The following is a 24,986-nucleotide window of genomic DNA, read 5'->3' as shown; positions in this document are numbered from 1 at the left end:
GAGACTGTACTTGGTGGGAAGCCGAAATCGCGGGGTGTGCGCGATAGACGATTCTACCGGCGATCGCTGGGATGCCGGCCAGCGGCCGGCACTACCCCAAGCCTTCAGAAGCGGTCGGCGAACGCGTCTGTGGCACGTACCAGCGCATCCACCGTCGCCGACTCGTTCGCGCTGTGGCCGGAGGTCACCATCTCCAGCCTGGCTTCCGGCCAGGCCTTGGCCAGATCCCATGCGCTGCGTGGTGGGCAGATGATGTCGTAGCGCCCCTGCACGATCACGCCGGGCAGGTGGCGGATGCGATCGATGCCACGCAGCAGCTGGTCCGGCTCCAGGAAGATGCCGTTGCGGAAGTAATGCGCTTCAATGCGCGCCTTGGCCAGCACGTCCAGCGGATCGTCGGTGGATTCGGCATCCACGTCGTGCTGCAGGGTGGCGGCGTTGTCTTCCCAGCCCAGCCAGGCCTGTGCGGCTTCGATGCGGGTCGCTTCATCCGGGCCATTCATGCGCGTCCAGTAGGCCGCGATCATGTCGCCACGCTCGGCTTCTGGAATGTAGGCCTCATAGCGGTCCCAGCGCTCCGGGAAAATCCAGCGTGCACCGCCGTTGGCCTCGGCAAACCAGCGGTTCTCGATTTCGCGGCCGAGGAACACGCCACGCACGATCAGGCCGGTGGCGCGCTCGGGATGTGCCTGCGCGTAGGCCAGCGACAGCGTCGACCCCCACGAGCCGCCGTAGACCAGCCAGCGTTCGATGCCCAGGTGCTCACGCACCTTCTCGATGTCGGCCACCAGGTCCTGCGTGGTGTTGTCGCGCAGCTCGCCGAACGGCGTGGAGCGGCCGCTGCCGCGCTGGTCGATCAACACGATGCGGTAGCGCGCCGGGTCGAAGAAGCGCCGATGGGTCGGCGAGATACCGGCGCCCGGGCCACCGTGCAGGTACACCACCGGAATGCCCTCCGGCGTGCCGCACTCTTCGATATGCAGCCTGTGCAGATCGCTCACCGGCAGGGTGAATTCGCGGTAGGGCTCGATGGCCGGGTACAGGGTGCGCATGGCGGGTGTCTCACAAGCAGGGGCGGCCAGCATAGCGCCGCCACCTGCGGCTTGCAGCGGTGGCCTCCTGCGCGGCGCTGGAAATGGGCTGGCCGTTGCGCATAAGCTTCCGCGATGCAAGCGACCACGACCGGGACGTCCACGTTCAACCTCACCCTCGGCAGCGGCGCGCGCGAGCTGCTGAAGTGGATCGCGCTGCTGGCCATGACCGGCGACCACGTGGCCAAGGTGGTCTTCGGCGGCTACGTGCCGGTGGTCAGCGAACTGGGGCGTATCGCCTTCCCGCTGTTCGCGCTGGTGATGGCCTGCAACCTGGCCCAGCCGGGCGCCGACCTGCGCAAATCGATTCGCCGGCTCGCGCTATGGGGGCTGATCGCGCAGCCGTTGCACGCACTTGCGTTCGGTTCCTGGCTGCCGCTCGACATCCTGCTCACCTTCACCCTGGCGGTGGTGGCCGTGCATGCGCTTGCGAACAATCGGCCTGTGCTGCTGTTGCTGGTTGCCGGCGTGCTGCCGATGTTCGTGGACTACCAGTGGGCCGGTGTTGGCGCCGTGCTGCTGGCCTGGCTCGCGTTCCAGCATCGGGCGTGGTGGATGTTGCTGGTTGGGCTTGCAGCGGTGTGCGGGGTCAACCGCAACGGCTGGGCAGTGCTGGCTGTTCCGGTGGTCGTGCTGGCGACGCGGGTGCCGTGGCAACTGCCGCGCTGGCGCTGGGTGTTCTATGGGTACTACGTGGGGCATCTGGCGGTGCTGGCGGTGGTGGCGCGCGTGCTTTCGTGATCAGTGCGTGCGTGGTCGTGCCTTGTGTCGGTAGATCCACGCCAGGCGTGGATCCCGTTGACAGTTTGTCGTCCGGCTCAGAAATCCATCGTCGCAGAGAGCAACACCGTCCTCGGCGCACCCAGCGCCAGGCTTGAAAGCAACGGCATGCCCCAGTACGCCTTGTTGGTCACGTTGTTCACGCTGGCCCGCAGCGCAAGCGGTCGACCCGCCACGGTGGTGCTGTAGCGCGCGCCCACGTCGAACAACGTACGCCCCCGCACCGACAGGCCATTGTCGGCACTGATGTACTGCTTCGACATCGCCGTGGCATTGCCGGTCAAGGTGAGGCCCTGCAAGGTCGGCACATCCCATTCCACGCCCAGCTTGGACTGGCGCTGCGCCACGGCGGTGGCGATGCGTCCTTCATTCACGCCGCCGGCCGTGCGGGTCAGCTTCGGCTGCACATAGGCCACGCCACCGAGCAGGCGCACGCCGTCCATCGGTGCGCCGAAGAAGCCCCATTCCACGCCGCGGTTACGTTGTTCGCCACCAAACGAGAAGATATTCGTGATCGGGTCGGTGTAGCTGCTCGGTCGCTTGATCTCGTACACGCTGAAGGTGTGCGCGAAGCTGCCCAGGTCCAGCTTCAGTCCCAGCTCCTTCTGCTTGGTGCGAAACGGTGCGAACACATCGCCGGCGTTGGCGGCGGTCATCGGCGCGGTGGCGCCCTGGCTGAGGCCTTCGATGTAGTTGGTGTAGAGGGAGACCCTTTCGGTGGCCTTCACCAGCAGCGCCGCTGCCGGCGTGTTGGCGCTCTCGTCGTAGCGCGAGGTGCGTGCGCCGGTAGCGACGTTGAAGGTCTCACTGACCACCTGCTGGCGGCGCACGCCCAAGGTCAGCTGCACGCGGTCATCGGCGAAGGCGAGGGAGTCGGCGAAACCGAGGCTGTCCAGCCGCAGCTCGGTGTGTGAGATGTGCGGCGCTACGAACGGTGCCGCCGGGCCCCACACCGGGTTATACAGATTGGTGGTCCAGTCCCAGCCCGGCACGCTGCGGCGGCCGTAATCGTTCTGGGTGTGTTGGTAGTGGGTCACGTTGGCGGCCCACTGGTGGCTGACAACGCCGGTGCGGAAGCTGCCGCGCAGGCCGGCATCTGCGGACTGCTTCTTGATATCGAAGGCGAGCTGGCCGATCACCGTGGTGAAGTCGCCGGCTGGATTGAGGACCTGCGCGCTGATCGAACCGTTGTAGCGGTAGTCGGTCCTGCTGGAGCCATACGCGAGGTAGGTTGTCAGGCTATCGTTGATATCCAGTTCGCCGCGCAGCATCGCGCCCTTGTCCTGGCTGTCCACGTAGGCCCAGTCCGGGTTGATCAGCGTATCGCCACGCGGCGGCCGCGGAATGGCCACGCCCGGTGCCAAACCGACGCCGCGCGCCGGGCCGTCCACGCGGTCATCGGCGCTGTACAGATCGGCCGACAGCCGCGCACGTTCGCCGCGCCAGTCCAGTGCCAGCGAACCGAGCTGGGCCTTCTTGCGCTGCTTGCCGACCGCGCCATCGCCATCACGGTAGGCACCGTTGAAGCGGATGCCGAACTGCTTGTCGGCGCCCAGGCGACGGCCCATATCCACATGGGTGCCGAACTGCGCGTCGGAGGCAAAGTTGGCACTGACGCGCAGCAGCGCTTGATCGCCGGCACGCTTGGGGACCAGGTTGACGCTGCCACCAACCGAACCGCCCGGCGGCATGCCGTTGAGCAGCGCGGAGGGGCCTTTCAGCACCTCGATGCGTTCGAACACTTCCGGCGAAGTGCGGTAGTACGGCGCCATGCCGCTGAGGCCATTGAAGGTGGTGTCGCTGGTGTTGGAGGCAAAGCCACGGATCGCGTAGTTTTCGCTCCACGAACCGGTGACGCCGTTGCTGAACACCGTAGGGTCGGTGGCGGCGATGACGTCGGTCAGGTCCTTGGCCTGGCGATCACGGATGAAGGACTCGGTGTAGCTGACCGTACTGAACGGCGTGTCCATGAAGTCCTTGTCGCCGAGCAGGCCGACGCGGCTGCCGGCAGCCACTTGCCCGCCCGCATAGTCTGCAGTGACCCGGCGCTGTTCCTGCACCTGCACCGAGGGCAGGGTGGACGGTGCAGTGTCGGCCAGGGCGGCAAACGAGGCCAGCAGCCCTAACGCCAAGGCGGACACCCGATAACGCAGGGGCATGCCCGGCGGATGCATCAGGCCTGAGAATGCGGCAGCACGATGCTGTGCAGAAGTGAAGTTGTAAACGGTCATGCCAGAGTCCTGTGAATCGCAGGCGCGAGCGCGCCTGGCGCGCTGTCGACGGCAAGCACGGGGAGAGGGCGCAGCGCAGGGTTGTTGGCTGGGTGGGGACCTGGCGGGAGGTGAGCCATGGGCTCGATCACGGGCAGCGTGCTGGGCGCCTTCCGAATTAGTTGAGTAAGATAAACTAAATCAATCGAAGCGGACAAGAGGGTCCCTTTGCTGGCACCCTCAGCAGGGTATGGACGCGCACCGTAAGAGCAGGCACCGCATGAGCACGCACCCCGATCCAACGGCGCCGATCCGTGGCCGCCCGCCCACCATCACCCCGGAGCGCCTGGCCGACATCGGCATCCGTCTGGGCCTGCCCAATCTGACCATGGCCAACGTGGCCGCCGAACTGGCGGTGACCCAGGCGGCGCTGTACAAGCGCGTGGCCAACGTAGAGGCGTTGAAGCGCCTGGTGGCGGAGGCGGTGTTCCAGCGCTGGCAGATTCCGCGCGCGTCGGTCGACGCACCGGGTGGGCTGGAGGCCTACCTGATGGGGTTCGTGGAGTCGCTGTGCGAGGTGGTGAAGGCGCATCCCGGGCTGCCGCCGTACCTGCTTCGGCGCACGGTGGCGACCGCGCCGATGCTGGAGAAGATCGCCTCGCACCAGGCGCACGTGGCCGAGGTGTTCGGCCTGCCGGTGGACAAGGCGCGCTGGCTGCTGGCCACGATCGCGTTCTACTGCATCGCCGGCGCCGACACCGTCTACGCGATTGCGGATGACGAGGAGGGGCAGGTGATCACCGAGTTCAAGCAGGGCATGCGGGCGCTGGTGATCGGTTCTCTGGAGGTATCGCGGCTTCGGTAGATCCATGCGATGCGTGGATGCCGTTGCACGGTTCGCCAAGGCCCCACCTACGCATGACGTGGATCTACAATGAGGCCATGCCTGCCACGCCTACTCTCGATGATCTTCGCCGCTACGCGGTGGCGCGCACCCTGTTCAAGCCGACCACGCTGCTGGCCGCGATCCGGCGGTTGGGCTTCGTGCAGGCCGACCCGATCCGCGCACCCGCACGCGCGCAGGACCTGACTCTGCGCCACCGCGTGAAGGATTACCGCGCAGGGGATCTTGAGCGGCGCTACACGCGTCTGCCGGTGGAAGAGGATTGCCTGGTGAACTACGGGTTCCTGCCGCGCGAGCATCTGGCACTGATGCACCCGCGTGTCTCAAAACGCGAGTGGGACGCCGAGACCCATCGCCGTGCGGCCGACGTGTTGGCCTTCGTGCGCGAGCGCGGCAGCGTGCACCCACGCGAGGTCGACCAGGCGTTCGCGCATGGGCGGGTGATCAACTACTGGGGCGGCACCAGCAATGCCAGTACCCATCTGCTGGACGGCATGCACTACCGCGGCCTGCTGCGCGTGCAACGGCGCGATAGCGGTACGCGCATCTACGCGGTGGCCGATCATGCCGAGCCCGATTCCAGCGAACAGGCGCAGATCAAACGTGCTGCCGCCCTGATCGATCTGGTGGTGCGCAAGTACGCACCGCTGCCTTCGGCCAGCCTGACCTATCTGGTGCGCCTGCTGGGCTATGGCGCACCACATCTGGCCGAGCAGACCCGCAAGGCATTGGCGTTGGCCAAGCAGCAGTTGGCCAGCTGCACGCTGGACGGCACCACCTGGTACTGGCCGGCGGACGAGAATCCGCGTTCGCGCCGCCATGCACCGGACGAACAGGTGCGCCTGCTCGCGCCGTTCGACCCGGTGGTGTGGGATCGCCGCCGCTTCGAGCTGCTGTGGGATTGGGTCTACAAGTTCGAGGCCTACACGCCTGCACCGAAGCGTCAATACGGCTACTACGCGTTGCCGGTACTGTGGCACGACCAGGTGGTGGGCTGGGCCAACCTGAGCATGCGCGAAGGTGAGTTGGTGTCGAACGTGGGCTATGCCGGCAGGTCGCTGGCCCGCGACAAGGTATTTCGTGGCGCGCTGGACGACGAACTGCAGCGGATGGCGAGGTTCCTGTAGCGCTAAGCGGCGCATGGGTACCCATCGCGCCCGGTAGTCGCCAACCTTGGTTGGCGCGGGCTCCCGCCGGTGCCCACCAAGGTGGGCATCTACCAGAGCAACGCCGCTCAGGCCTGGTAGCCGCCAACCTTGGCTGGCGCTGGCTTCCATCGGTGCCCACCAAGGTGGGCATCTACCGGTCAAGCGGCGTCCTTGTGGTCCGCATGGTCCATGCCGGGGCTGACTCGCCGGCCGATGTCCTTCAGCCGCGCGAGCTGATCCACCATTGACGGCGCATCGTCCAGGCTGCCGGCGAAGGTCCACAGATAGGTCATCACCGCATAGACGTGACCGGGGGTAACGCCATCGGTGGTGGCAAGGCGGCCGATGGTCAGTGCGAACAGGGCTGCTGCCGTCGCGCCGACGGCCAGCACGGCGCTGGCTTCGCGATCGGAGAGCAGGATGCGCAGGCGCGACAGCGTGGTGTAGTGACGGCGCAGCACCGAGGGACTGACCCGGTCCACCAGTCGGATTTCCTGTTCCAGGCGGTTGTTGAGGCGCCCATGCAACTGCTCGTTGCGATGCGCGAACGACGGCAGCAGCAGGAGAGCACCGAACAGCGCGAGGAGGGCGGCACCACCGACCAGCGGTTCAATTGCGAGCAGCATGATCGCAGCGCCAAACATGGATACCAGTGCGGTGGCGATGATCGGCACGTGCTTTTCGAAGAAGTCGACGAACTCGCGGGCCAGAACGACGCGGGCCGCCGAAGTGGAGGTGGCCTGGCCCAGGCGGCGCTGCGCCTGCACCACGCTCACTGCCAGATCGGCATAGATGCGGGTGAAGGTCCGGGTATCGACCGCGCGGCGGGCGGCACCGACCAACCAGAACAGCAGCACCACGCCGGCGTAGGAGATGGCATGGCCGATGTTGCCGCTGATGATCGCGTCCACCGCGAAGCCGGCGAACAGCGGATAGGCCAGCAGCAGTGCGTTCTCCAGTGCGACCAGCGAGAACGTGCCGGTGAGCTGCCAGGGGTAGGTGCGCAGGATGGCCTTAAGGGTGGCGGCCGCATTCTGCTGGCCGATGCTGCCGGCGGCGGCCGCTGGATCGTGGGGGTGTTTCATGGGATGCCTGGGGGGGGTCGGAGACAGGGCAGGGGACGGATGCCTGCCATCTCCCACGTCGCGCCCAGTATCTGCAGTCCTTTGGAGCGGGCATGGAGGGACGATGGAGATTGCGTGGAGAAACCGGCGGCGTTCAGCCACGCACGTGGTGCCCACCAAGGTGGGCCGCTACCGGAGCAACCTCCTCCGCAATGCTGCGTCCTCAACGACGCGCGTGCACCGGCCAGCGGATCTCGAACGCACTGCCGCCGCGCTCGGTTGGGCGGCACTGCGCCGTTCCGTGATGGGCCACGGCAATCGCGCGCACCACCGCCAGGCCAAGCCCGGAGCCACCACTCTGCCGCGAGCGCGACACATCGGTGCGCTGGAAGGCTTCGAAAATGCTGTCGCGAAGGTCGTCCGGCACACCGGGGCCACCATCCTCAACGGTCACGGTGCAATGGCCTTCGACCAGCGTGACACGGACCCGCAGTGGGCAGGGGATCGCATGGCGCCGCGCATTCTCCAGTAGCGCCAGCACCGCCTGGCGGATGCGTGCCGGATCGCAGTCGGCCAGCGAAGACCGTGCGTCCAAGGTCACCGAGAAACCACTCTCGGTCAGCGCATCGGACATCGCTTCGACCACCGCCGCTACCTGCACGCTGACATCGCTGCGCTGCAGGCGCAGATCCAGGTGACCGCTTTCGGCAAGGCTCACCACGCGCAGGTCTTCGATGATGCGGGTCAGGCCCTCCAGCTGGGTGAGCATGCTGTCGAACTGCTCCGGCCCGGGCTCGAACACGCCTTCGGCGATGCCCTGCAGGCGGCCGCGCAGGATGGTCATCGGCGTGCGCAGTTCGTGTGCGATCGCTGCATTCCAGAACACGCGGTTCTCGGACATCCGGCTGAGCCGCTCGGCCATGGAGTTGAAGTCGCTGACCAGTGTGGCGGCCTCGGTCATCGAGGTGTCGCCGCCGCGCGCACGCGCCTCAAGATCACCGCTGGCGACGCGACGCAGGCTTTCGGCCACCGAGTTCAGCGGGGTGATGATGCGCCGGGTCAGGCGCGAGGCGATCAACGTGGCCAGTGCCACCACCACGGTGGCGGTCAGGCCGATCCACAGCCACTCCAGCCCTGACGGCATGATGGTCTCCGGCTCGTCATACCAGCGTGGATAGAACACCTCCATGAGGTAATAGAACAGGTAGAAACCGCTGATCGACAGTACGGTCGAGCACAGCGATGCGACCGTGATGGACAGCGTGATCTGGCGCCCGATGCTCTTGCCTTTGCGGTTCATCGGTTCAGTCCAGGAAGCGGTAGCCGACACCGCGGATGGTGGCGGGAATGCCGATGATGCCGACGTCCTCCAGCTTGCGGCGCAGCTTGCTGACGTGGCTGTCCACGGTGCGCTCCTGCGCATCGCCTTCCGGCAGGCAGGTCTGGAGAAGATCCAGCCGGCTGTGCACCATGCGCGGTGCGCGCGCCATGTGCACCAGCAGACGGAACTCGGTGAGTGTGAAATTCAAAGCCTGCACATGGTCATCAGTGCGCACGGTGACCTCATGGCTGCGCAGGTCGATCTCGAACGGGCCCTGCCGGATCAGCCCGTTGGGTTCTTCTGCCATGGGCTTTGCGCTACGGCGCAGCACCGCCTGGATGCGGGCGACGATCTCGGCCGGATTGAAGGGCTTGGCCACATAGTCGTCGGCGCCGACGCGCAGGCCGGTGAGCTTGTCCACGTCCTGGTCCAGTGCGGTGAGCATGATCACCGGTGTGTTGCCGCGCCGGCGCAGCTCACTCAGGACCTGCCAGCCATCCAACTTCGGCATCTGCACGTCCAGCAGCACCAGGTCCGGGCGCAGCTGGCGGTGGCTGGCGAGGGCGGCTTCGCCATCGGCGGCGCGGGCGCTGCGCAACCCGGAGCGGGTCAGGAAGGCGCCGAGAATGTCAGCGATTTCGCCTTCATCCTCGGCAATCAGCACCAGGGGCGCCTGGCGCGTGCGTGCATCGGTCTTCATTGAACGCTGCAGTTTCAAGTGCGAGATGGGGAGTGCCGGCGGCGGTGTCATCGTGGCCGTTCCAGGGTCTGTGCTTCTTCGTGGGCGGCCCAGGCGAGGGTGGCCAGCACCAGCGTGTGCTGAAGGGCGGGCGCCAGCGTTGCGGTCCCGCGCAGGTGCTGTGCGAGCAGGGCCGATACGGCCGCAGGCAGCTTGCTCCACCGTGATTGCATGCCCGTTGCGTCCACCCGGTCCTGCAAGCGGCGGGCCATGCGGACCAGGGCCCACAGGCGCAGGGCAAGCAACGCAGCCACCAGGACCGCCGCTATCCCTGCAGGCATGAGACTCAGGCCAGCGCTGGAGGCGGACCGGGCCGCGAAGCCGATCAGCACCAGCGACGCCAGGGTGCCTGTGCGCGCCGAATGGGCGGGGCCTTCGCTGCGGAAGCATACCAGCGCGGCGGCACCGGCGCCCGCCAGCAGGGGCGGCGCCGGGTTCGAGCTGGCAAGCATCCAGGCGCCGGTCGACGCCATTACCAGTGCAATCAGCCACGGCGAAGGCGCGCACCAGGCGAGGTAGGCGCGGCGGACATCGATGGGAGGCAGGTCTGGAAACGGGAGGGACACGGCGGGGACGCAGTCGGCGAGGCCGACAAGGCTAGGGGCCGTTGATGGAGACTTGGTCGAGATTGTGTCGAGATTTCATGGACGCGATCCGTGCCGTTCAGGAGCGGACGCCGTGACTGAACGGATGTGCGGCCTCCATGCAATCTCCACAGTGGCTCCAAGAAACATCCACCACCACCTCCCAGACTGCAGGTTCTGCGGTCACATCCGGTGGCTGCGTGCATGCGAGCCTTCCGATGAACAACCGCAGGACCTGGATCATTGCCGCAATCGTTGCGCTTCTTGCAGGCGGCACCGGCTGGTGGCTGTTTGCCGAGGGTGATGATGCCGCGCTGATCACGGCCCCGGCAAGGGTGGCGGACCTGGAAAAGACCGTGCAGGCCGTTGGCCGGGTCAACCCCAAGGAACTGGTGGCGGTGGGCGCGCAGGTGTCGGGCCAGGTCAAGCGCCTGCATGTGGTGCTGGGCCAGCGTGTGCACGCTGGCGACCTGATTGCCGAAGTGGATTCGCAGCCGCAGCGCATCGCCCTGCGCAGCGCCGAAGCGGCTGCCAACACGCTGCGTGCCCAGCACGCGGCCAGCCAGGCGCGCTACGCCCAGGCCATCCGCGTGCATGAGCGCCAGGCGCAGCTGGTGGCGTCGCGGCTGGTTTCGCAGGAAGGTTTCGAGTCCGCGCGGGTGGCGCGCGAAGCGGCGCGCTCTGACGTCGCAGCGCTGCAGGCCCAGATCGAGCAGGCGCTGACCCAGGTGGAAACGGCGCGGATCAACCTGGGCTACACCCGCATCGTCTCACCTTCCGACGGCTACATCGTGGCCATCGTCACCAAGGCCGGGCAGACGCTGAACTCGATGCAGACCACGCCGACCATCGTAATGCTGGCACAGATGGACACGATGACGGTTCGCACCGAGATCGCGGAGGCCGACGTGGAGCTGATCGCGCCTGGCCAACCCCTGTGGTTCTCTACGCTGGGGCCGGGCGGACGCCGCTACGAATCGCATCTGCAGCAGCTTGAACCTGCGCCATCGTCGATTGCCGATGTGGCCACCGGCAACACCGGTGGATCGGCGCAGACGCCGAAGGCGGTGTACTACGCCGGGCTGTTTGACGTACCCAATCCGGGCCTGAAACTGAAGCCGTCGATGACGGTGAAGGTGACGATCCAGCTGGCGCGCGCCGCCAACGCGCTGCAGGTGCCGTTGACAGCAGTGTCCGAGAGCGATGACAAGGCGGGCAGCCGCGCGACCGTACAGGTGATCGACGCCAAGGGCCGTGCCCGCGAGCGCGCCGTGACGACCGGCCTGCGCACCGCTACTGCGGTGCAGATCCTGTCCGGCCTCAAGGCAGGCGAGAACGTGGTGGTCGGGCAGGCGCCCAGTGGCGCGGAAGCCGAGCCCACCCGCCTGCTGGGGATGTGAGCATGGCCGACGCGCTGCTGGAACTGCATGGCGTATCGCGCGCCTACCGCTCGGCCGCCGGCGAGGTGGTGGTGTTGAAGGACGTGTCGCTGCGCATCGCGGCGGGCGAGTTCATCGCCATCATCGGCCCGTCCGGTTCGGGAAAATCCACGCTGATGAACATCCTGGGCTGCCTGGACCGGCCAACCGAAGGCAGCTACCGCGTGCACGGCGCCGCAACCGAGCAGATGTCGCCCGATGAACTGGCGCACCTGCGTCGCGAGCATTTCGGTTTCATCTTCCAGCGCTACAACCTGATGGAGAACCTGAGCGCTACCGAGAACGTGGCCTTGCCCGCCGTCTATGCCGGGGTGGGGGCCGATGCGCGCACCACGCGTGCCCGCCTGCTGCTGGAAACGCTGGGCCTGGGCGAGCGCACCGCGAACCGGCCCAGCCAGCTGTCCGGCGGCCAGCAGCAGCGCGTTTCCATTGCGCGTTCGCTGATGAACGGCGGCGCCGTCGTGCTGGCCGACGAGCCGACCGGCGCGCTGGATCATGCCAGCGGCAGGCAGGTGATGGCCGAACTCAAGCGCCTGCATGCGCAGGGCCATACCGTGATCCTGGTGACCCATGATGCGGCGATTGCCGCGCACGCTTCACGCGTGATCGAGATCGCAGACGGCCGGGTCGTATCCGACCGTGGTACGGGTGATCCCGCGGTCGCACGCAAGGCCGTCGCGCCCGAGCGCAGCACGGAACCGGGCGCCGAACGCCGCGCGCGCCTGGATGCGACCAGGGAAGCTGCACGGATGGCGGTACGTTCGATGCTGGCCCATCGCCTGCGCACCTTGCTGACCATGCTGGGCATCATCATCGGCGTGGCTGCGGTGGTGACCGTGGTTGCGTTGGGCAAGGGCGCACAGGCGCAGGTCGAGTCACAGATCAACGAACTGGGTGCCAGTACGCTGGAGATCTTCCCGGGTGCGGATTTCGGCGACCCGCGCGCGGCCGAGATTGAAACGCTGGTCGTGGACGATGCCGATCACCTGGCCGCATTGAGTTACGTAGACAGCGTAAGCCCCAACCTGAGCAGTTCGGTGGCCGCTCTGCAGGGCAACCGGCGCGCCAACACACAGGTGCTTGGCGTGGGCGCTGATCTACCCCGCGTGCGCGGGCTGCGCCTGAAGGCGGGCCGGTTCTTCACCGATGTCGAGGTGGATGCCCATCGCGCGGTGGCCGTGCTCGACCAGAAGGCGGCCAAGGCATTGTTCAACGGCAATCCGATCGGCGGCACGGTGCTGCTGGGCGGCATGCCGGTGGACGTCATCGGGGTGGTGGGTGCCAGTGCATTCGCAGGCGGCGCGACGCCCACGGTCTACGTGCCTTACACCTCGGCGGCCTCGCGCCTGCTTGGCAGCCAGCGGCTGGAGAGCATCACCGTACGCGTGCGCGATGACGTACCAACCCGTGCAGCTGAGTCCTCGCTGGGTGAGGAACTGCAGCGGCTGCATGGGCGCCGCGATTTCTTCATCTACAACTCGGACCAGATCCGCAAGGCGGTGATGAAGTCCAGCCAGACGATGGCGGCACTGGTTTCGGCGATTGCGGCGGTGGCGCTGGTGGTCGGTGGCGTGGGCGTGATGAACATCATGCTGGTGTCGGTGAAGGAGCGCGTGCGCGAGATCGGTGTGCGGTTGGCGGTGGGGGCTCGGCAGGGCGACATCCTGCGCCAGTTCCTGATCGAGGCCGTATTGATCTGCCTGTTCGGCGGCGTGCTGGGCGTGTTGTCCGCGTTGGGTGTGGGAGCCTTGTCCAGTCTGCTGTCACTGGGCGTGCCGTTCCTGTTCACGCCTGGGCCGGTGCTCGCCGCGCTGGCATGTTCGTCTGCAATCGGGCTGGGTTTCGGCTACTTCCCGGCCCGCAATGCCGCACAGCTGGACCCGATCCAGGCATTGGCGGCGGAGTAGGCTCGCCTGCTATGGCACGTGTAAAGCCGAGCCCACGCTCGGCTGCACTCCGTTCAGACCGCGATGCGCCCTGCGCCGCGCGCAGCGAGCCGCGCATGGGCTCGGCGCTACAGCGACTCAGCGCGCCTTGCCTTTGATCGGCACGCTTGCTGGAAGCTGCGCATAGCCGCTGTCGCCCCAGTGCCGGGTGATGCGCTGGAAGAACAACGAGTTGGGCACGCGCAGCAGGCAACCGCGCGCGCCTTCGCCACGATCACTCAGCGTGGTGTAGATCAGGTTGATGTCCACCACCTGACCACACAGGCCCGGCTTGTCCACGCTTTCCAGCACTTCGATGGTGTCATTGATGCGGAACGGGCGCGTGGCGACGATCAGGAACGAACAGAACAGGTTGGACAACACGCTCCACGCGGCAAAGAACGCCACCGCACCGACCGCCATGAACCCGGTCAGCGCGGTCCACAGCACCGAGCGCGAAACGCCCAGCCGCTCCAGTATCAGCAGCGCAGCCGCCAGATACAGCAGCAAGGCACCGCCGCGGCGCAGGCCCACATGAAGCTCTGGAGCCAGCCTGCCGCGCTGCCGGGCCTGCACCAGCAGCCACGCCAGCGCACGCACCATCACCCATGCGACGCCCAGGATGGCCAGCACCTCGGCCACCGGCACAACCACGGTCAGCCAGTCCTCGATCCATGCAGGCAATCCGGTCATGGAGGCTACAGCGTCGCCGCGCCGCCAGAAATGGTCAGCAGTGCACCAGAGGTATAACTGGCGCTGTCCGAAGCCAGCATCACATAGGCCGATGCCAGTTCGGCTGGCTGGCCGGGGCGGCCGAACGGCGTCTGCGAGCCGAACTGCTCGACCTCCTCGGCGGCCATGCCTGCCGGAATGAACGGCGTCCAGATCGGGCCGGGCAGCACCGCGTTGACGCGTATCTGGTGCTCGGCCAGCAGGCCCGCCAACCCCAGCGTCAGGTTGGCGACGGCGCCCTTGGTCGCGGAGTACGGAAGGATGTTCGGGGTCGGCCGCTTGGAATTGACCGATGCGGTGTTGATGATCGCGCCGCCACCGCGCAGGTGCGGGACGCACAACCGGGTCAGATTGAACACGGCATGGACATTGGTATCGAACGTCCGCTTCCAGTCATCCAGGGTGATGTCGTCGAAGTGCTCGTAGTAGCGCTGGTACGCCGCGTTGTTGACCAGGATGTCGAGGCCGTCCAGTTCGCTGGCCACGCGGTCCACGAGCGAGCGCGCCTGTGCCGGGTCGCTGATGTCACACGGCACCAGCACGGCCTTGCGCCCGGCCTGTTCGATCTGCTGCTGCACATGGCGGGCATCGTCCTGCTCACCATCGAGGAACGCGATGGCAACGTCGGCGCCTTCGCGGGCAAAGGCGATGGCCACGGCTGCGCCGATGCCGCTGTCACCGCCGGTGATCAGTGCCTTTTTGCCCTGCAGCAAGCCATGGCCGCGGTAGCTGTCTTCGCCGTGGTCCGGACGCGGTTGCATCTGCGCGGTCTTGCCGGGGAAGGATTGCTGTTGGGCGGGGAAGGGCGGGCGTGGGTAGTCGGGCAGGGCCATCGTCACTCTCCGGAAGGAAACCGGGGCCAGTCTCCCTCCATGCGGGTAAACGGCCGGAGGGCGCGGTGTCGTTGCAGCGTGGACGCCTGCGCGGAAGACTTCACAACGGATGGGCCATCGTGGTCATGATGCTGTTGGCCGGTTGCCGTGAATCCAGCCGCGTGTGCTGGACGATGATCGGCCGGTCGGATTCAACGAGGGTGGCAAAGCCGGTGCCGCGCGGCACCGGCGCCGGATCCTGCAGGTCGTTGAAGCGCAGGTGACAGGTGCGTCGCGCCGGCACGGTGACCCGGTAGGGGCCCACCGGATCACGGTCTTCGAAGTAGAGGGTCAGCGTGACATGCGCGGGCTCGTCGCCGGCATTGAGTACGCAGCAGGTTTCGTGACTCTGCATCTCCGGTGACGGGCCGTTGCTCCAGGCTGGAATGTAGCCCTCGGCGATAGCCCAGCGTCGATGCCCGATGCAGGAAGCGTTCGTTTCCATGACGCGGTTTTAGCTGGTGGGATGTTGCCATCGTGTCCAGTCCCCGCACGGAATCCGTGATGACCATCGGCTACCACGCATCGCATGAGCAGTTCCCGCCCGCCACCTTGCTGGGCCTGGCGCTGCGCGCCGAACAGGCGGGATTCGAGGCCGTGATGTGCTCGGACCATTTCCACCCATGGACGACTGCGCAAGGGCAGTCCGGCCACAGCTGGGTGTGGGCCGGCGCGCTGGCGGTGCAGAGCGCGCTGACCCTGGGCATGGTGACCTGCCCGATGCTGCGCCAGCACCCGGCATTGGTGGCGCAGGCAGCGGCGACTCTGGAGCAGTTGGCGCCGGGCCGGATCTGGCTGGCGCTGGGTACCGGCGAGGCCCTGAACGAGCGGATCACCGGCCAGCCGTGGCAAGCCAAGCGGGAGCGGCAGAAGGCACTGCGCGATGCGGCCGAGGTGATGCGGCGGCTGTGGGGTGGCGAGCAGGTCGACCACGACGGTGGCTTCCAGGTGCGCAAGGCACGCCTGTACAGCCGACCGGCGCTTCCCCTGCCGCTGCTGGGGGCGGCCGTCACCGAGGAAACCGCACGCTGGATGGGGGGCTGGGCCGATGGCCTGATCACCATCAGCCAACCGCTGGCGCAGTTGCGGCGTGTGGTTGCGGTGTTCGAGGAAGGCGGTGGCAGGGGCAAGCCGATGTACCTGCAGGCCAAGCTCTCCTACGCGCGCGCCGAACAGGCGGCGCTGGAAGGTGCGATGGAGCAGTGGAGTGCCAACGTGCTGTCGCCGGAACTGGCCGAAGGCCTGGACCAGCCCGAACAGTTCGAAGCACAGGCCCGATCGGTCAGCGCCGAGGCGGTGCGCCAGCACGTGCATGTCTCGGCAGACCTGGGCCAGCATCGGGCCTGGCTGCAGGAGCTGCAGGGAATGGGGTTCGATCGCATCTACCTGCACAACGTGAACCGCGAGCAGGAACGCTTCATCGATGACTTCGCCGAACACGTGCTGCCCGCGCTGCGCACTCAGGCACCTTCGGCAGCCAGCCACGTATAGCCGTGGCCCTGCAGGTAACAGCGGCGACCCTGCAGCTTGGCGCCGTGGCCCACCAGCGTGTTCAGCGGACCGCGCAGGGGTACGTCCACCTCGACCGGCTCGTCGCCGAAGTTGATCAGTGCCAGTGCCTGATGGGGTGCCTCACCGTAGCGGAGCATCAGCAGCGCAGGTGAGGGCGGGTCGAGCGTGTGAGGACCCTGCTGCAGCACGGGATGTGCATTGCGCTGCTGCAGCAGCTCGCGCACCCGCAGCAGCAGTGAACCTGGCGTCGCGCGTTGCGCCTCGACGTTCACCGTGCAGTAACCGTAGGGGCCGTCTGCCGGTGGCGCGCGCCAGGCATGCCGCGGTTGGTCGGTGAACCCGGCCCCTGGGCCGTTATGCCAGTGCATCGGCATGCGCACGGCATTGCGTTCTGGCAGTTCCAGGCAATCACCGAGGCCGATCTCTTCGCCATAGCGGATCACCGGCACCTGGCCCAGCGACAGCAGCGCCGCCCAAGCCATGGCCTGCCATGCGATGTCGCCCTCCAGCATCGGTGCCAGCCGGCGGCGGATGCCACGGCCATAGATGCGCATGCCACGCTCAGGGGCGAAGCGTTCCATCACCGCTTCGCGCTCATCCGGCTCCAACTGCTCAAGGTCCAGTTCATCATTGTTGCGCAGCCAGGCAATGCGTGTGTCCGGCGGCGCGTGCGGGCCGTACTCGGCCATGACCCGCGCCACTTCGCTGGCATCGCCGCGTGCCAGTGCGAGGAAGAAATGGTTGTTGAGGTGGAAATCCAGCAGGTGCGAAAGCCGCCGCCCGTGGCACAGGAAGTCACCGTAGTGGGACGCGCGGACATCCGCTTCGCCGATCAGTGGCAGCCCTGGTTGCTGCGCGTCTGCCGTGGCGCGCATCGCCTCCAGCAGCCACAGCCCACCGTCGCGCGGGTCGGCGTGGCGCGCGCGCTCGACCATGTACGGAGCGGCGTCCACGCGGAAGCCGGCCACGCCGCGCTGCAGCCAGAACGTCATTACCCGCAGCAGTTCCTCGCGTACCGGCGCATGGGCCAGGTCGAGGTCTGGCTCGTGCCGGTAGAACATGTGCCGGTTGAACGCGCCGGCCTCGGCATCCCATGTCCAGACAGCGGCCTCGATCGGCGGGAACATAGGCTGCAGGCCGTCGTCAGGCATGTGGTCGCTCCACAGGTACCAGCGGCGCCAGGCCGGGTCGCCCTGCTGTGCGGCGACGAACCACGGGTGCGCGCTGGCGGTGTGCTGCATCACCAGTTCGACGATGATGCCGATGCCGCGCGCGTCGGCCGCATCGACCAGGCGCTGGAAGGCGGTCTCGTCGCCCAGGCGTGGATCGATGCGGTAGTGATCGGTGACATCGTAGCCGCCATCACGGCCGGCGTTGCAGTAGAACGGCAGCAGCCACACATGGCTGATGTCGAGCCACTGCAGGTAGTCCAGCTTTTCGGTGATGCCATCCAGGGTGCCCCAGCCGCGGCCTTGGCTGTCGCGGAACAGATACGGGTCGACCTGGTAGATCGCGCGCAGCGGACGCACCGCCATGGGGCTTCTCCGGCACTGTTCACGGGTGACCAGCCTGCTGTGCGCCGTGGCAGCGGTTCGTGAACCGAATGGCACCGCATCATGACGTGGCATCCACGGCCCGTGCATGCCCGGGCGCGCAGAGTGAATGCTCGTCCCGCTGCGCCGAGGAACCTTTATCCATGCCCCGCCGCAAAACGCTTCGTATTGCGACGTTCAACGTCAACGGCATCGGCACGCGCCTGCCGCAGCTGCTGGACTGGCTGCGCAGGGAATCGCCGGACGTGGTTGCCCTGCAGGAACTGAAGGCGACCGACGCCGCGTTTCCCGCTGCGGCATTGGAAGAGGCCGGCTACGGTGCACTCTGGCAGGGTGAGGCGCGCTGGAACGGTGTGGCGCTGCTCGCCCGGGGCACCATGCCGGTCGAGAGCCGCCGCCGATTGCCGGGCGAACCCAAGGATACGCAGAGTCGCTACCTGGAGGCAGCGGTGCACGGCGTCATCGTGGGTGCCCTCTACCTGCCCAACGGCAACCCGCAGCCCGGGCCGAAATTCGACTACAAGCTGCGCTGGATGGAACGCCTGATTCGGCATGCACGCAGCCTGGTCGAGCTGCCGCACCCGGCGCTGCTGCTGGGTGATTTCAACGTGATTCCCACAGACGCCGATGTCTATGATCCCAAGGCCTGGCGGCGCGATGCACTGTTCCAGCCAGAGGTGCGCGAAGCCTTTGAACGACTGCTGGCGCAGGGCTGGACCGATGCGCTGCGGAAGGTGCACGGCGACGCCACGATCTACACCTTCTGGGACTATTTCCGCCAGCATGCCGAGCGCGACCGTGGGCTGCGCATCGATCATCTGCTGTTGAATCCCGTACTGGCCGAGCGACTGAAGAATGCGGGCGTCGACCGTTGGGTGCGGCTGCAGGAAAAAGCCAGCGACCACGCGCCGGCTTGGGTGACGGTACGGGCGTGATCAACGCGCGGCAGGGTCTTCGCGTCGCTCCCGACGCACGCGCGCGCGGGTTCGGTACAGGCGGCTGTCCGCCTTCTGGATGGTGTCGGCCACGGGCTCACCGGCCGTGTTGATGGCCGCACCCATCGAGAACGCGCTGGGCGAAAGCGCGGCGTGGTCCTGGTACCAGTGCTCGAGTTCGCTCAGGCGGCCATTCGCTGGCGCGACCAGCACTACCATGAACTCGTCGCCACCCAGCCGTACCACGGTCTCGTCCTTGCCCAGCGGCGAGCGCAGGAAGGTGGCGAACTCGACCAGCACGGCGTCGCCACGGCGGTGGCCCTGGGTGTCGTTGATGTGCTTGAAATGGTCCAGATCGAACATCACGCAGGCCCAGCGCTCGTCAATCAGTTCATCCAGCCGGTGCAGGTAACGCCGGTTATAGCACTGCGTGAGCGGATCCTTGAAGGACATGTCGCGCAGTTGCTGCTCCTGCATCCTCAGCGCGGTGACGTCCTGTGCATGCCCCAGCACGTAGGGCGGGCTGGCTTCGTTGTCGAGCACGTTGTGGTACGCCCAGTAGTGGCGCGTACCATCGGCGGCAATCAGCTCGATCACGCCAGCGTCGGTGTGGTTTGCCTGGATCCGGGCGAGGTAGGCCCTGAAACCTTCGCGTTTTTCCGGCGGCATCAAGTCACACAGGCTGCGCCCGATCATCTGGCTTTCCTCGAAGCCTAGTGACTGCACCGCCGCCGGATTCACCGAGGTCAATGTGCCGTCCAGCGTGTGGGTGCAGATCAGGCCCAGGCTGTAGTGGAACAGCCGACGGTAGCGGGTTTCGCTCGCTTCCAGCGCGTCCAGCGCGGCTCGTTCGTCCGTGATGTCCTGGATCGCCCCGACCAGGCGCGGATGGCCGTCGACCTGTTGCCGGCTGCCGACCACCCGGGTCCAGATCGCGCGCCCGTCGGCCGTGGTCATCGGCAGCTGTACTTCCCAGGATGTCCCCTCGTCGATGCAGCGCTGTACCGCTGCCTGGATGATGTTGCGGCTGTCCTCGCGATAGAACGAGAGTGCGGTCTCCAACGTGGGCGTGAAGTTGCTGCGTACGCCATGCAACTGCTTGGTTTCCCGTGTCCAGCGCACCTCGTTGGTCAGCAGGTCCATCTCCCAGCCGCCCACCCGTGCGGCACGGTTGGTACGCTCCAGGAAGTCCTCACTGCGTTTCAGCTCGCGATGCAGCGCCTTGGCCTGGCCAACCTGCGCCATCAGGGTGCTGCGCTGTTCCAGCACCTGGGTGGTGACCCGAGCCAGATGCACCATCAGTTCACGCTGGGAGGGTGACAGCACACCGGGCATCGGGTCGAGCAGGCACAGCGTGCCGATGCGTGCGCCGTGCGTCGATCCCAGGGGAATGCCGGCGTAGTGGCGGATGCGCGGCCCACCGGTGACCAGTGGATTGGTGGAAAAGCGTGGGTCCTGGCGCGCATCGGGTATCTCGAACAGCTCGTCCTGGCGTATGGCATGGGTGCAGAAGGAAATCTCGCGGGCGGTCTCGCTGACGCCCTCCAGGCCGATGTTGGCCTTGAACCATTGGCGGTCTTCGGCCACCACGGTGATCAGGCCCATGGTCAGTCCGGTCGCGGCGCGGGCCGCGGCGACGATGGCATCGAACACCGGCTCCGGTGGCGTATCCAACAGGTGCAGTCGTTCGATTTCGAGCAGTCGTTCGGCTTCGTCCATGGCGCTTTTCAGGGCTGGGTGGCGAGGGCGGTTGCGGCGGCTGGCTGGCGCTACGCTAGTGTGCGCGCCGTTATGTATCGCCACGGCGGGGTGATGCCGATGTGAGGTGGGCGCGCCGGCTCAGTGCTGTTGGAGCGATGCCTGCAAGGCGGTGGCCAGTGCAGCGTCTCCGGATACCAGGTCCTGCCAGCGCAGTGTGATGCCTTTGCGTCGCCCCTTCTCAACCAGCTTGAGGCCGTCAGGGGCCACGGTGAGAGTGTAGGGTTGGCCGTCGATGTGCAGTTCGCGGCGCAGTGGCTTGTCGAGCGGGGTCATCATCGTTTCCTCGCTGAGGCGGAAGCGCGACGTGGCTGGATCGATACGTGACGATGATCACGGATGTGCCAACGCCAGGGGAAATCAACAGCGCGGGTGATGCCGATGCGGGGCCCGACCACTGGATCCTCCGGCGGCGGCACGCCGTCGCTGGCGATGACAATGCCGTGGTTGCCGGTCACCAGATCAGCGCCGTCGAAGCTGCGGTCCAGCCCGAAGGCCTGCGAGAGCTTGCCGGGCCCGCTGGCCAGATCGTGGTCGCGGCGCGCGGCGGGACGCAGTTCGCGCATGCGCTCCAGGCCCACCAGCGGCTCGATGGCCCGCAGCAGCACCGCCACGCCTTCACCCACTTCGCCGCAGACAACGTTGCTGCCCCAGTGCATGCCGTAAGTGAAGTAGACATACAGGTGGCCGGCCTCGCCGAACATGCTGGCCGTGCGCGGGGTCTGCCCACGATAGGAGTGTGCGGCCGGATCGACACTGCCCGCGTACGCTTCGACTTCAACGATGCGACCGGCCCGGCCATCGTCACGGACGAGGAGTTTGTTGAGCAGCTCGGGCGCAACCTCGACGGGCGGGCGCCGGTAGAAGCTGCGGGGGAGGATCTGAAGAGCGGCGGGCAACCAATCCGGCACGGTAGAGGCAGGCTCGGGAAAACGGTGATGGCACTGTGCCACCAGACAGGTGAAACGGGCGCAGACGCAGTGTCATTCCTGCGCAGGCGGAACGGCCAGTGCGGCGCGGCGGGAGGCATAGACCTCGGGTGTCTGCGGCTTGATGAACAGTGCCACCAGTTCCGGATACTCGCTCTTCACGGCTGATTCGATGCGGGTGATGCACGCCTCGATCTGCGGTGTCTTCCGGTCATCCTCGAACTCGGCGCTGAGCATGGCCACGACCTGTTCAGGGCCCATCTGCATGGTGGTCACGCCATTTGCGCGGCGCAGGTCCGGATCGGTTTCCGCCACGGCCATGATCCGCTCGGCCACCGCCGGATGGGCCGGCTCACCCACCAGCAGTCCCTTGGTTTCGCGTGCGAGAAGAAAGGCGGTGGCGGCAAGCACGCCGGCGATGCACAGCGACGCCACACCATCAAGCACCGGCATGTCCAGGACCTGGGCGGCCACGAGCCCGATCAGTGCGAAACCCAGGCCCAGCAGGGCCGCGCTATCCTCCAGCAGCACGGTGAAGGTGGACGGGTCCTTGCTGCGACGGAAGGCTTCGAAGTAGCCCAGTTTGCCCTTGGTACGCCGGAACTCCCGTAGCGCGACCCACCATGAAGCCCCCTCGAACAGGATGGAGATGCCCAGCACGCTGTAGCTCAACGCGTGGTTGGTGGCCGGCTCCGGCCGGCGGATGTGCTGGATGCCCTCGTAGGCCGAAACACCGGCGCCGGCGGCGAACACCAGCAGGGCGACGATGAAGCTCCAGAAGTACAGCTCGCGGCCGTAGCCGAACGGATGCACGGGGTCTGGCGCCTTGCCGGCTCGACGCAGACCGTAGAGCAGCAGCACCTCATTGAGGGTGTCGACCAGCGAATGCACGCCCTCACTGAGCATGGCCGAGCTGCCGGAGATGCCGGCAGCAATGAACTTGGCGATGGCGATGGCCAGGTTGCCCGCGAGGGCGGCGTAGATGACCAGACGGGAACCGGTGGGGGCAGACATTTCGGCGGCGGGGTGAGGCGGATTCCTGATCTTCCTGATCAGCGCGTGCCTACTGTGTGCACGGTGCGATCAGCGCCCCTTGGGATTGAGGTACAAACGCGCCCCATCCGATTCACGGTAGCCCATCCAGCGCCCACCGCCGGACGCGCGGAAGCGCCCGAACACGGTGTTGCTGGTGTCGGTGAGCAGCAGCTGATTGCCCGACAGTATCCAACGGTTGGCCGAGAAGAAGCCATCCGGGCAGCCGGCGGGCACGTAGGCACTGTAGCCGCCGAACCACTCGATGTTCTTCAGCTCGATGGAGCAGGTGTTGCCGTTCTCCTGGCCCAGCGTCCAGCTGCCGAACAGATCGCTGTCGCGCACATCGCGGCCGCCACGGTGGCGGTCGTGGCCCCAGTCGTCGTTGTCGTCGTGGAAACCGAAGCCCACGTCGATCTCCTTGCTTTCGCTGCGTGACTCGGACTGCGAGCTGCCGCTGGTGGTGGTCTGGGTGGTCACCGCGCCACTGCTCTGGGTCTGGGTGCTGCTGGATTGCGTGGTCTGGTCGGTGTGGGTGGTCTGTTCGCCGAAGCCGAACGAGGCGTCCTGGGCCAGGGCGGGCAGGGCCAGGCAGCACAACGCGGACAGGAAGGTACGGGCGAGCACGGCAGCCATCGCAGGATCCTCGGAAGGGGGGATCGCGCGAGTATCGAGCCGGTGGGGTGGGAGACGGTGTGAGGGCGCGCCCTGAGGCAAGCCAGCCAAGAACAGGTGCTGTCCGCTGAAGGGTAGTGCCGGCCGCTGGCCGGCTCCCCTTTTGACGCCCAGAGACCGAAGGAATGCCGGCCAGCGGCCGGCACTTCCCGCAGCCAGGCATGGCCTGGCGCTACGGGTCGGGTTTCACCCTTACCACCCGTTTCCGGTACTCATACACGTTGTCACCGCGGATGCGCTTTTCCTCGGTGCCGGTGACCCGGCCCACCTGCTGGTCCGAACCGGTCACGGGCTGTGCCTCGATTTCGGTCTCGTGCTCGAAGGAATGTGATTTGTCGGTGTTGCGGTAATAGCGGTACAGCGCCCAGTACAGCGCGGTTGCGCCGGCTGGACCTGCCGCCAACAGCCAGAGGCCACTGTCGTCGCTCATGTCGATGCCACCAGGAAGGCAATTGCGAGGGCTTCAATGACGGTGCCGGTGGCCAGTGCCGCCAGCAGCATCTTCCATTGCTGCACGGGCACGCTGCCCATGGTTTCGCCGGTACGGCCGTTGACTGCGATGTAGTGCAGCATGCCGCCGTTCTTTCCGGGCTGGTGGTACGAGTACAACCACACCGGCAGGTACATCGACACCCAGCGGGTGCCATGCACCTCCAGCTGTTCCTGCTCCCAGCGCACGCCACGGTTGTAGCGCTTCACCGAACCTTCCACCTGCGCGCGGGCAATCGACAGCAGCTGGTCTTCCAGCCGCGGCCGCAGCTTTTCCACATCCAGGTTGCGCTTCTCCGAAGTAAAGCCGGCCAGATAGGACGCGTTCCACTTCACCGCGTTCTTGGTATCGAACGGCAGGATGGTGTTGATGATGTTGTTGGTGTTGGCGCGGATATCAAGATTCCCGCGCTCGGCCGAGGATTCCAGCGGCAGGTCATCAACGGTGAAATCCACCTGGCGCTCCACCTGGTAGACATCGGCATCGTACAGGGTGCGCTTGTTCTTCTCGCTGCCCACCGTGTACTCGCGCGTCTTGATCTCGCCCTTGCCGGCCACGGCCGCGCTGACATTGCTGTCGACGATCATGTAGGGCAGGAACACGCCCACCACGTTTTCCGGGGTGAACTGGTCCTTGAAGGCCTTCAGCGCGAACATGCGGCGTTTGTCGACGAACTGGCGGATGCGCGCGACCGCGTCGTCCTTCTTGATATGGAAGGGCAGCACTGCATCAGGCACCGCGCCATTGCTGATCTGTTCGTTGACGCCGAATACGTGGCGGCACCAGTGGCAGCGCGCCGTCATCGTGCTTTCGGTATTGACCGTGACTTCGGCGCCGCAGCCGGTGCACTTGAACGTCATCAACGCCGAGGTGTCGGCATCGATGTCGCGTGCGCCGGACGCGATGACGGTGCCGCGCAGCTGGTCGATGGCTTCGCCCAGCCCGAATTCCTCCTCGACCCGCGCGCCATGCCATTCGTGACGGCAGTACAGGCAGACGAGGATGTCGGTGCCGGCCTTGGGCCGGATGTCGGTGGCGCCGCACTTCGGGCAGCGGTTGAGGCCGTCCTTCAGCTCGCTGGCCGAGGTATCGATGGCCACGGGATCGGGCGCTTCCACTTCATCGCGGATGGCCTGCGGCAGCTTCGAGGTGTCCAGCGGGAAGCTGCCGGGCAGGGGGGGGGCGTCCTGCGGCGAACCGGGCCCATCCAACGACGCCGCCGGCAAGGGCGGCGGCGTCGCGGGCGTGGATCCGGGCAGCGGCGGTGGGCCGTTTCGGGGATCGGACATGTCG

At 66.7% G+C, this 24,986-nt stretch carries 24 protein-coding genes; 7 read left to right on the top strand and 17 right to left on the bottom strand.

What is annotated here, in order from left to right:
• Nucleotides 1-104: 104 nt before the first annotated feature.
• Nucleotides 105-1,052: a prolyl aminopeptidase gene (gene pip / locus AC5P60_RS05220; RefSeq protein WP_088470419.1), complete on the bottom strand. Its 948-nt coding sequence runs from the start codon at nucleotides 1,050-1,052 to the stop codon at nucleotides 105-107.
• Nucleotides 1,053-1,166: 114 nt separating this feature from the next.
• On the opposite strand from pip, the gene AC5P60_RS05215 reads away from it, so the two are divergent.
• Entirely contained in the window at nucleotides 1,167-1,832 is a 666-nt protein-coding gene (locus AC5P60_RS05215) for a TraX family protein (RefSeq protein ID WP_353949924.1), read from the top strand.
• Between the two features lie 77 nt (nucleotides 1,833-1,909).
• Here AC5P60_RS05215 and AC5P60_RS05210 read toward each other — a convergent pair whose 3' ends face one another.
• Nucleotides 1,910-4,102, bottom strand: a complete 2,193-nt coding sequence (locus AC5P60_RS05210) for a TonB-dependent receptor (RefSeq protein WP_483693179.1) — start codon at nucleotides 4,100-4,102, stop codon at nucleotides 1,910-1,912.
• 259 nt (nucleotides 4,103-4,361) lie between these two features.
• Between AC5P60_RS05210 and AC5P60_RS05205 the strand changes: the two genes are divergently transcribed.
• Together AC5P60_RS05205 and AC5P60_RS05200 are read left to right on the top strand one after the other, a co-directional pair.
• Nucleotides 4,362-4,946, top strand: coding sequence for a TetR/AcrR family transcriptional regulator (locus tag AC5P60_RS05205; protein ID WP_033834288.1), 585 nt, complete (start codon nucleotides 4,362-4,364; stop codon nucleotides 4,944-4,946).
• Nucleotides 4,947-4,999: 53 nt separating this feature from the next.
• The gene (locus AC5P60_RS05200; protein WP_231522273.1) at nucleotides 5,000-6,112 is read left to right on the top strand and encodes a DNA glycosylase AlkZ-like family protein; all 1,113 of its coding nucleotides are present in this window, start codon (nucleotides 5,000-5,002) and stop codon (nucleotides 6,110-6,112) included.
• Nucleotides 6,113-6,291: 179 nt separating this feature from the next.
• On the opposite strand, the gene AC5P60_RS05195 is transcribed toward AC5P60_RS05200, so the two are convergent.
• From AC5P60_RS05195 to AC5P60_RS05180, 4 genes are all read right to left on the bottom strand, one after another.
• A complete protein-coding gene (locus tag AC5P60_RS05195; protein ID WP_483693178.1) occupies nucleotides 6,292-7,218 on the bottom strand; it encodes an ABC transporter six-transmembrane domain-containing protein in 927 nt (308 codons plus the stop codon).
• A gap of 202 nt (nucleotides 7,219-7,420) precedes the next feature.
• On the bottom strand, nucleotides 7,421-8,497 hold the full coding sequence (locus AC5P60_RS05190) for an ATP-binding protein (protein WP_483693177.1): 1,077 nt from the start codon (nucleotides 8,495-8,497) through the stop codon (nucleotides 7,421-7,423).
• Nucleotides 8,498-8,501: 4 nt separating this feature from the next.
• Nucleotides 8,502-9,218: a response regulator gene (locus AC5P60_RS05185; protein WP_483693176.1), complete on the bottom strand. Its 717-nt coding sequence runs from the start codon at nucleotides 9,216-9,218 to the stop codon at nucleotides 8,502-8,504.
• Between the two features lie 47 nt (nucleotides 9,219-9,265).
• Nucleotides 9,266-9,730: a hypothetical protein gene (locus AC5P60_RS05180; RefSeq protein WP_483693274.1), complete on the bottom strand. Its 465-nt coding sequence runs from the start codon at nucleotides 9,728-9,730 to the stop codon at nucleotides 9,266-9,268.
• A 329-nt stretch (nucleotides 9,731-10,059) separates the two neighbouring features.
• On the opposite strand from AC5P60_RS05180, the gene AC5P60_RS05175 reads away from it, so the two are divergent.
• A complete protein-coding gene (locus tag AC5P60_RS05175) occupies nucleotides 10,060-11,241 on the top strand; it encodes an efflux RND transporter periplasmic adaptor subunit (RefSeq protein ID WP_483693175.1) in 1,182 nt (393 codons plus the stop codon).
• A 2-nt stretch (nucleotides 11,242-11,243) separates the two neighbouring features.
• Entirely contained in the window at nucleotides 11,244-13,187 is a 1,944-nt protein-coding gene (locus AC5P60_RS05170; RefSeq protein WP_495201697.1) for a MacB family efflux pump subunit, read from the top strand.
• 117 nt (nucleotides 13,188-13,304) lie between these two features.
• On the opposite strand, the gene AC5P60_RS05165 is transcribed toward AC5P60_RS05170, so the two are convergent.
• The 3 genes from AC5P60_RS05165 to AC5P60_RS05155 form a co-directional block, all read right to left on the bottom strand.
• A complete protein-coding gene (locus tag AC5P60_RS05165) occupies nucleotides 13,305-13,898 on the bottom strand; it encodes a mechanosensitive ion channel domain-containing protein (protein WP_033834277.1) in 594 nt (197 codons plus the stop codon).
• Between the two features lie 5 nt (nucleotides 13,899-13,903).
• Nucleotides 13,904-14,770: a glucose 1-dehydrogenase gene (locus AC5P60_RS05160; protein WP_012480369.1), complete on the bottom strand. Its 867-nt coding sequence runs from the start codon at nucleotides 14,768-14,770 to the stop codon at nucleotides 13,904-13,906.
• A 100-nt stretch (nucleotides 14,771-14,870) separates the two neighbouring features.
• Nucleotides 14,871-15,254 (bottom strand): sensory rhodopsin transducer, encoded by a 384-nt coding sequence (locus AC5P60_RS05155; RefSeq protein ID WP_483693171.1) that lies wholly within the window; start codon nucleotides 15,252-15,254, stop codon nucleotides 14,871-14,873.
• A gap of 59 nt (nucleotides 15,255-15,313) precedes the next feature.
• Between AC5P60_RS05155 and AC5P60_RS05150 the strand changes: the two genes are divergently transcribed.
• Complete coding sequence (locus AC5P60_RS05150; protein WP_483693170.1) at nucleotides 15,314-16,300, top strand: TIGR03885 family FMN-dependent LLM class oxidoreductase; 987 nt, start codon at nucleotides 15,314-15,316, stop codon at nucleotides 16,298-16,300.
• On the opposite strand, the gene AC5P60_RS05145 is transcribed toward AC5P60_RS05150, so the two are convergent.
• A complete protein-coding gene (locus AC5P60_RS05145) occupies nucleotides 16,270-17,856 on the bottom strand; it encodes an alpha-amylase family glycosyl hydrolase (RefSeq protein ID WP_033834275.1) in 1,587 nt (528 codons plus the stop codon). The genes AC5P60_RS05150 and AC5P60_RS05145 overlap by 31 nt on opposite strands.
• A gap of 161 nt (nucleotides 17,857-18,017) precedes the next feature.
• Between AC5P60_RS05145 and xth the strand changes: the two genes are divergently transcribed.
• Nucleotides 18,018-18,809, top strand: a complete 792-nt coding sequence (xth, locus tag AC5P60_RS05140) for an exodeoxyribonuclease III (protein ID WP_483693169.1) — start codon at nucleotides 18,018-18,020, stop codon at nucleotides 18,807-18,809.
• Here xth and AC5P60_RS05135 read toward each other — a convergent pair whose 3' ends face one another.
• The 7 genes from AC5P60_RS05135 to AC5P60_RS05105 form a co-directional block, all read right to left on the bottom strand.
• Entirely contained in the window at nucleotides 18,810-20,528 is a 1,719-nt protein-coding gene (locus AC5P60_RS05135) for a sensor domain-containing diguanylate cyclase (protein WP_005413551.1), read from the bottom strand. It abuts the gene before it with no gap.
• A 120-nt stretch (nucleotides 20,529-20,648) separates the two neighbouring features.
• Nucleotides 20,649-20,843: a hypothetical protein gene (locus tag AC5P60_RS05130; protein WP_049433525.1), complete on the bottom strand. Its 195-nt coding sequence runs from the start codon at nucleotides 20,841-20,843 to the stop codon at nucleotides 20,649-20,651.
• Nucleotides 20,843-21,478: a DNA-3-methyladenine glycosylase gene (locus AC5P60_RS05125; protein WP_033834315.1), complete on the bottom strand. Its 636-nt coding sequence runs from the start codon at nucleotides 21,476-21,478 to the stop codon at nucleotides 20,843-20,845. The genes AC5P60_RS05130 and AC5P60_RS05125 overlap by 1 nt, the downstream gene beginning before the upstream one ends.
• Nucleotides 21,479-21,550: 72 nt before the next feature.
• The gene (locus tag AC5P60_RS05120) at nucleotides 21,551-22,510 is read right to left on the bottom strand and encodes a cation diffusion facilitator family transporter (protein ID WP_483693168.1); all 960 of its coding nucleotides are present in this window, start codon (nucleotides 22,508-22,510) and stop codon (nucleotides 21,551-21,553) included.
• Between the two features lie 69 nt (nucleotides 22,511-22,579).
• On the bottom strand, nucleotides 22,580-23,164 hold the full coding sequence (locus AC5P60_RS05115; protein ID WP_483693167.1) for an AprI/Inh family metalloprotease inhibitor: 585 nt from the start codon (nucleotides 23,162-23,164) through the stop codon (nucleotides 22,580-22,582).
• 211 nt (nucleotides 23,165-23,375) lie between these two features.
• Nucleotides 23,376-23,633 (bottom strand): hypothetical protein, encoded by a 258-nt coding sequence (locus AC5P60_RS05110; protein WP_005409784.1) that lies wholly within the window; start codon nucleotides 23,631-23,633, stop codon nucleotides 23,376-23,378.
• Nucleotides 23,630-24,982, bottom strand: coding sequence for a TFIIB-type zinc ribbon-containing protein (locus AC5P60_RS05105; RefSeq protein ID WP_483693166.1), 1,353 nt, complete (start codon nucleotides 24,980-24,982; stop codon nucleotides 23,630-23,632). Before AC5P60_RS05105 ends, AC5P60_RS05110 begins: the two co-directional genes overlap by 4 nt.
• Nucleotides 24,983-24,986 lie beyond the last annotated feature (4 nt).

The sequence above is a fragment of the Stenotrophomonas sp. YJH_SMC_120 genome, from assembly GCF_059368675.1.
This window is presented reverse-complemented; position numbering and strand designations above follow the sequence as displayed.

Coding starts and splice junctions, on each gene's coding strand:
- AC5P60_RS05150 (WP_483693170.1), top strand. CDS start 15,314: ATGACCATCGGCTACCACGCATCGCATGAGCAGTTCCCGCCCGCCACC.
- AC5P60_RS05110 (WP_005409784.1), bottom strand. CDS start 23,633: ATGAGCGACGACAGTGGCCTCTGGCTGTTGGCGGCAGGTCCAGCCGGC.
- pip (WP_088470419.1), bottom strand. CDS start 1,052: ATGCGCACCCTGTACCCGGCCATCGAGCCCTACCGCGAATTCACCCTG.
- AC5P60_RS05130 (WP_049433525.1), bottom strand. CDS start 20,843: ATGACCCCGCTCGACAAGCCACTGCGCCGCGAACTGCACATCGACGGC.
- AC5P60_RS05145 (WP_033834275.1), bottom strand. CDS start 17,856: ATGGCGGTGCGTCCGCTGCGCGCGATCTACCAGGTCGACCCGTATCTG.
- AC5P60_RS05105 (WP_483693166.1), bottom strand. CDS start 24,982: ATGTCCGATCCCCGAAACGGCCCACCGCCGCTGCCCGGATCCACGCCC.
- AC5P60_RS05165 (WP_033834277.1), bottom strand. CDS start 13,898: ATGACCGGATTGCCTGCATGGATCGAGGACTGGCTGACCGTGGTTGTG.
- AC5P60_RS05195 (WP_483693178.1), bottom strand. CDS start 7,218: ATGAAACACCCCCACGATCCAGCGGCCGCCGCCGGCAGCATCGGCCAG.
- AC5P60_RS05160 (WP_012480369.1), bottom strand. CDS start 14,770: ATGGCCCTGCCCGACTACCCACGCCCGCCCTTCCCCGCCCAACAGCAA.
- AC5P60_RS05215 (WP_353949924.1), top strand. CDS start 1,167: ATGCAAGCGACCACGACCGGGACGTCCACGTTCAACCTCACCCTCGGC.
- AC5P60_RS05185 (WP_483693176.1), bottom strand. CDS start 9,218: ATGAAGACCGATGCACGCACGCGCCAGGCGCCCCTGGTGCTGATTGCC.
- AC5P60_RS05200 (WP_231522273.1), top strand. CDS start 5,000: ATGACGTGGATCTACAATGAGGCCATGCCTGCCACGCCTACTCTCGAT.
- AC5P60_RS05155 (WP_483693171.1), bottom strand. CDS start 15,254: ATGGAAACGAACGCTTCCTGCATCGGGCATCGACGCTGGGCTATCGCC.
- AC5P60_RS05190 (WP_483693177.1), bottom strand. CDS start 8,497: ATGAACCGCAAAGGCAAGAGCATCGGGCGCCAGATCACGCTGTCCATC.
- AC5P60_RS05210 (WP_483693179.1), bottom strand. CDS start 4,102: ATGACCGTTTACAACTTCACTTCTGCACAGCATCGTGCTGCCGCATTC.
- AC5P60_RS05205 (WP_033834288.1), top strand. CDS start 4,362: ATGAGCACGCACCCCGATCCAACGGCGCCGATCCGTGGCCGCCCGCCC.
- AC5P60_RS05180 (WP_483693274.1), bottom strand. CDS start 9,730: ATGGCGTCGACCGGCGCCTGGATGCTTGCCAGCTCGAACCCGGCGCCG.
- AC5P60_RS05170 (WP_495201697.1), top strand. CDS start 11,244: ATGGCCGACGCGCTGCTGGAACTGCATGGCGTATCGCGCGCCTACCGC.
- xth (WP_483693169.1), top strand. CDS start 18,018: ATGCCCCGCCGCAAAACGCTTCGTATTGCGACGTTCAACGTCAACGGC.
- AC5P60_RS05135 (WP_005413551.1), bottom strand. CDS start 20,528: ATGGACGAAGCCGAACGACTGCTCGAAATCGAACGACTGCACCTGTTG.
- AC5P60_RS05115 (WP_483693167.1), bottom strand. CDS start 23,164: ATGGCTGCCGTGCTCGCCCGTACCTTCCTGTCCGCGTTGTGCTGCCTG.
- AC5P60_RS05175 (WP_483693175.1), top strand. CDS start 10,060: ATGAACAACCGCAGGACCTGGATCATTGCCGCAATCGTTGCGCTTCTT.
- AC5P60_RS05120 (WP_483693168.1), bottom strand. CDS start 22,510: ATGTCTGCCCCCACCGGTTCCCGTCTGGTCATCTACGCCGCCCTCGCG.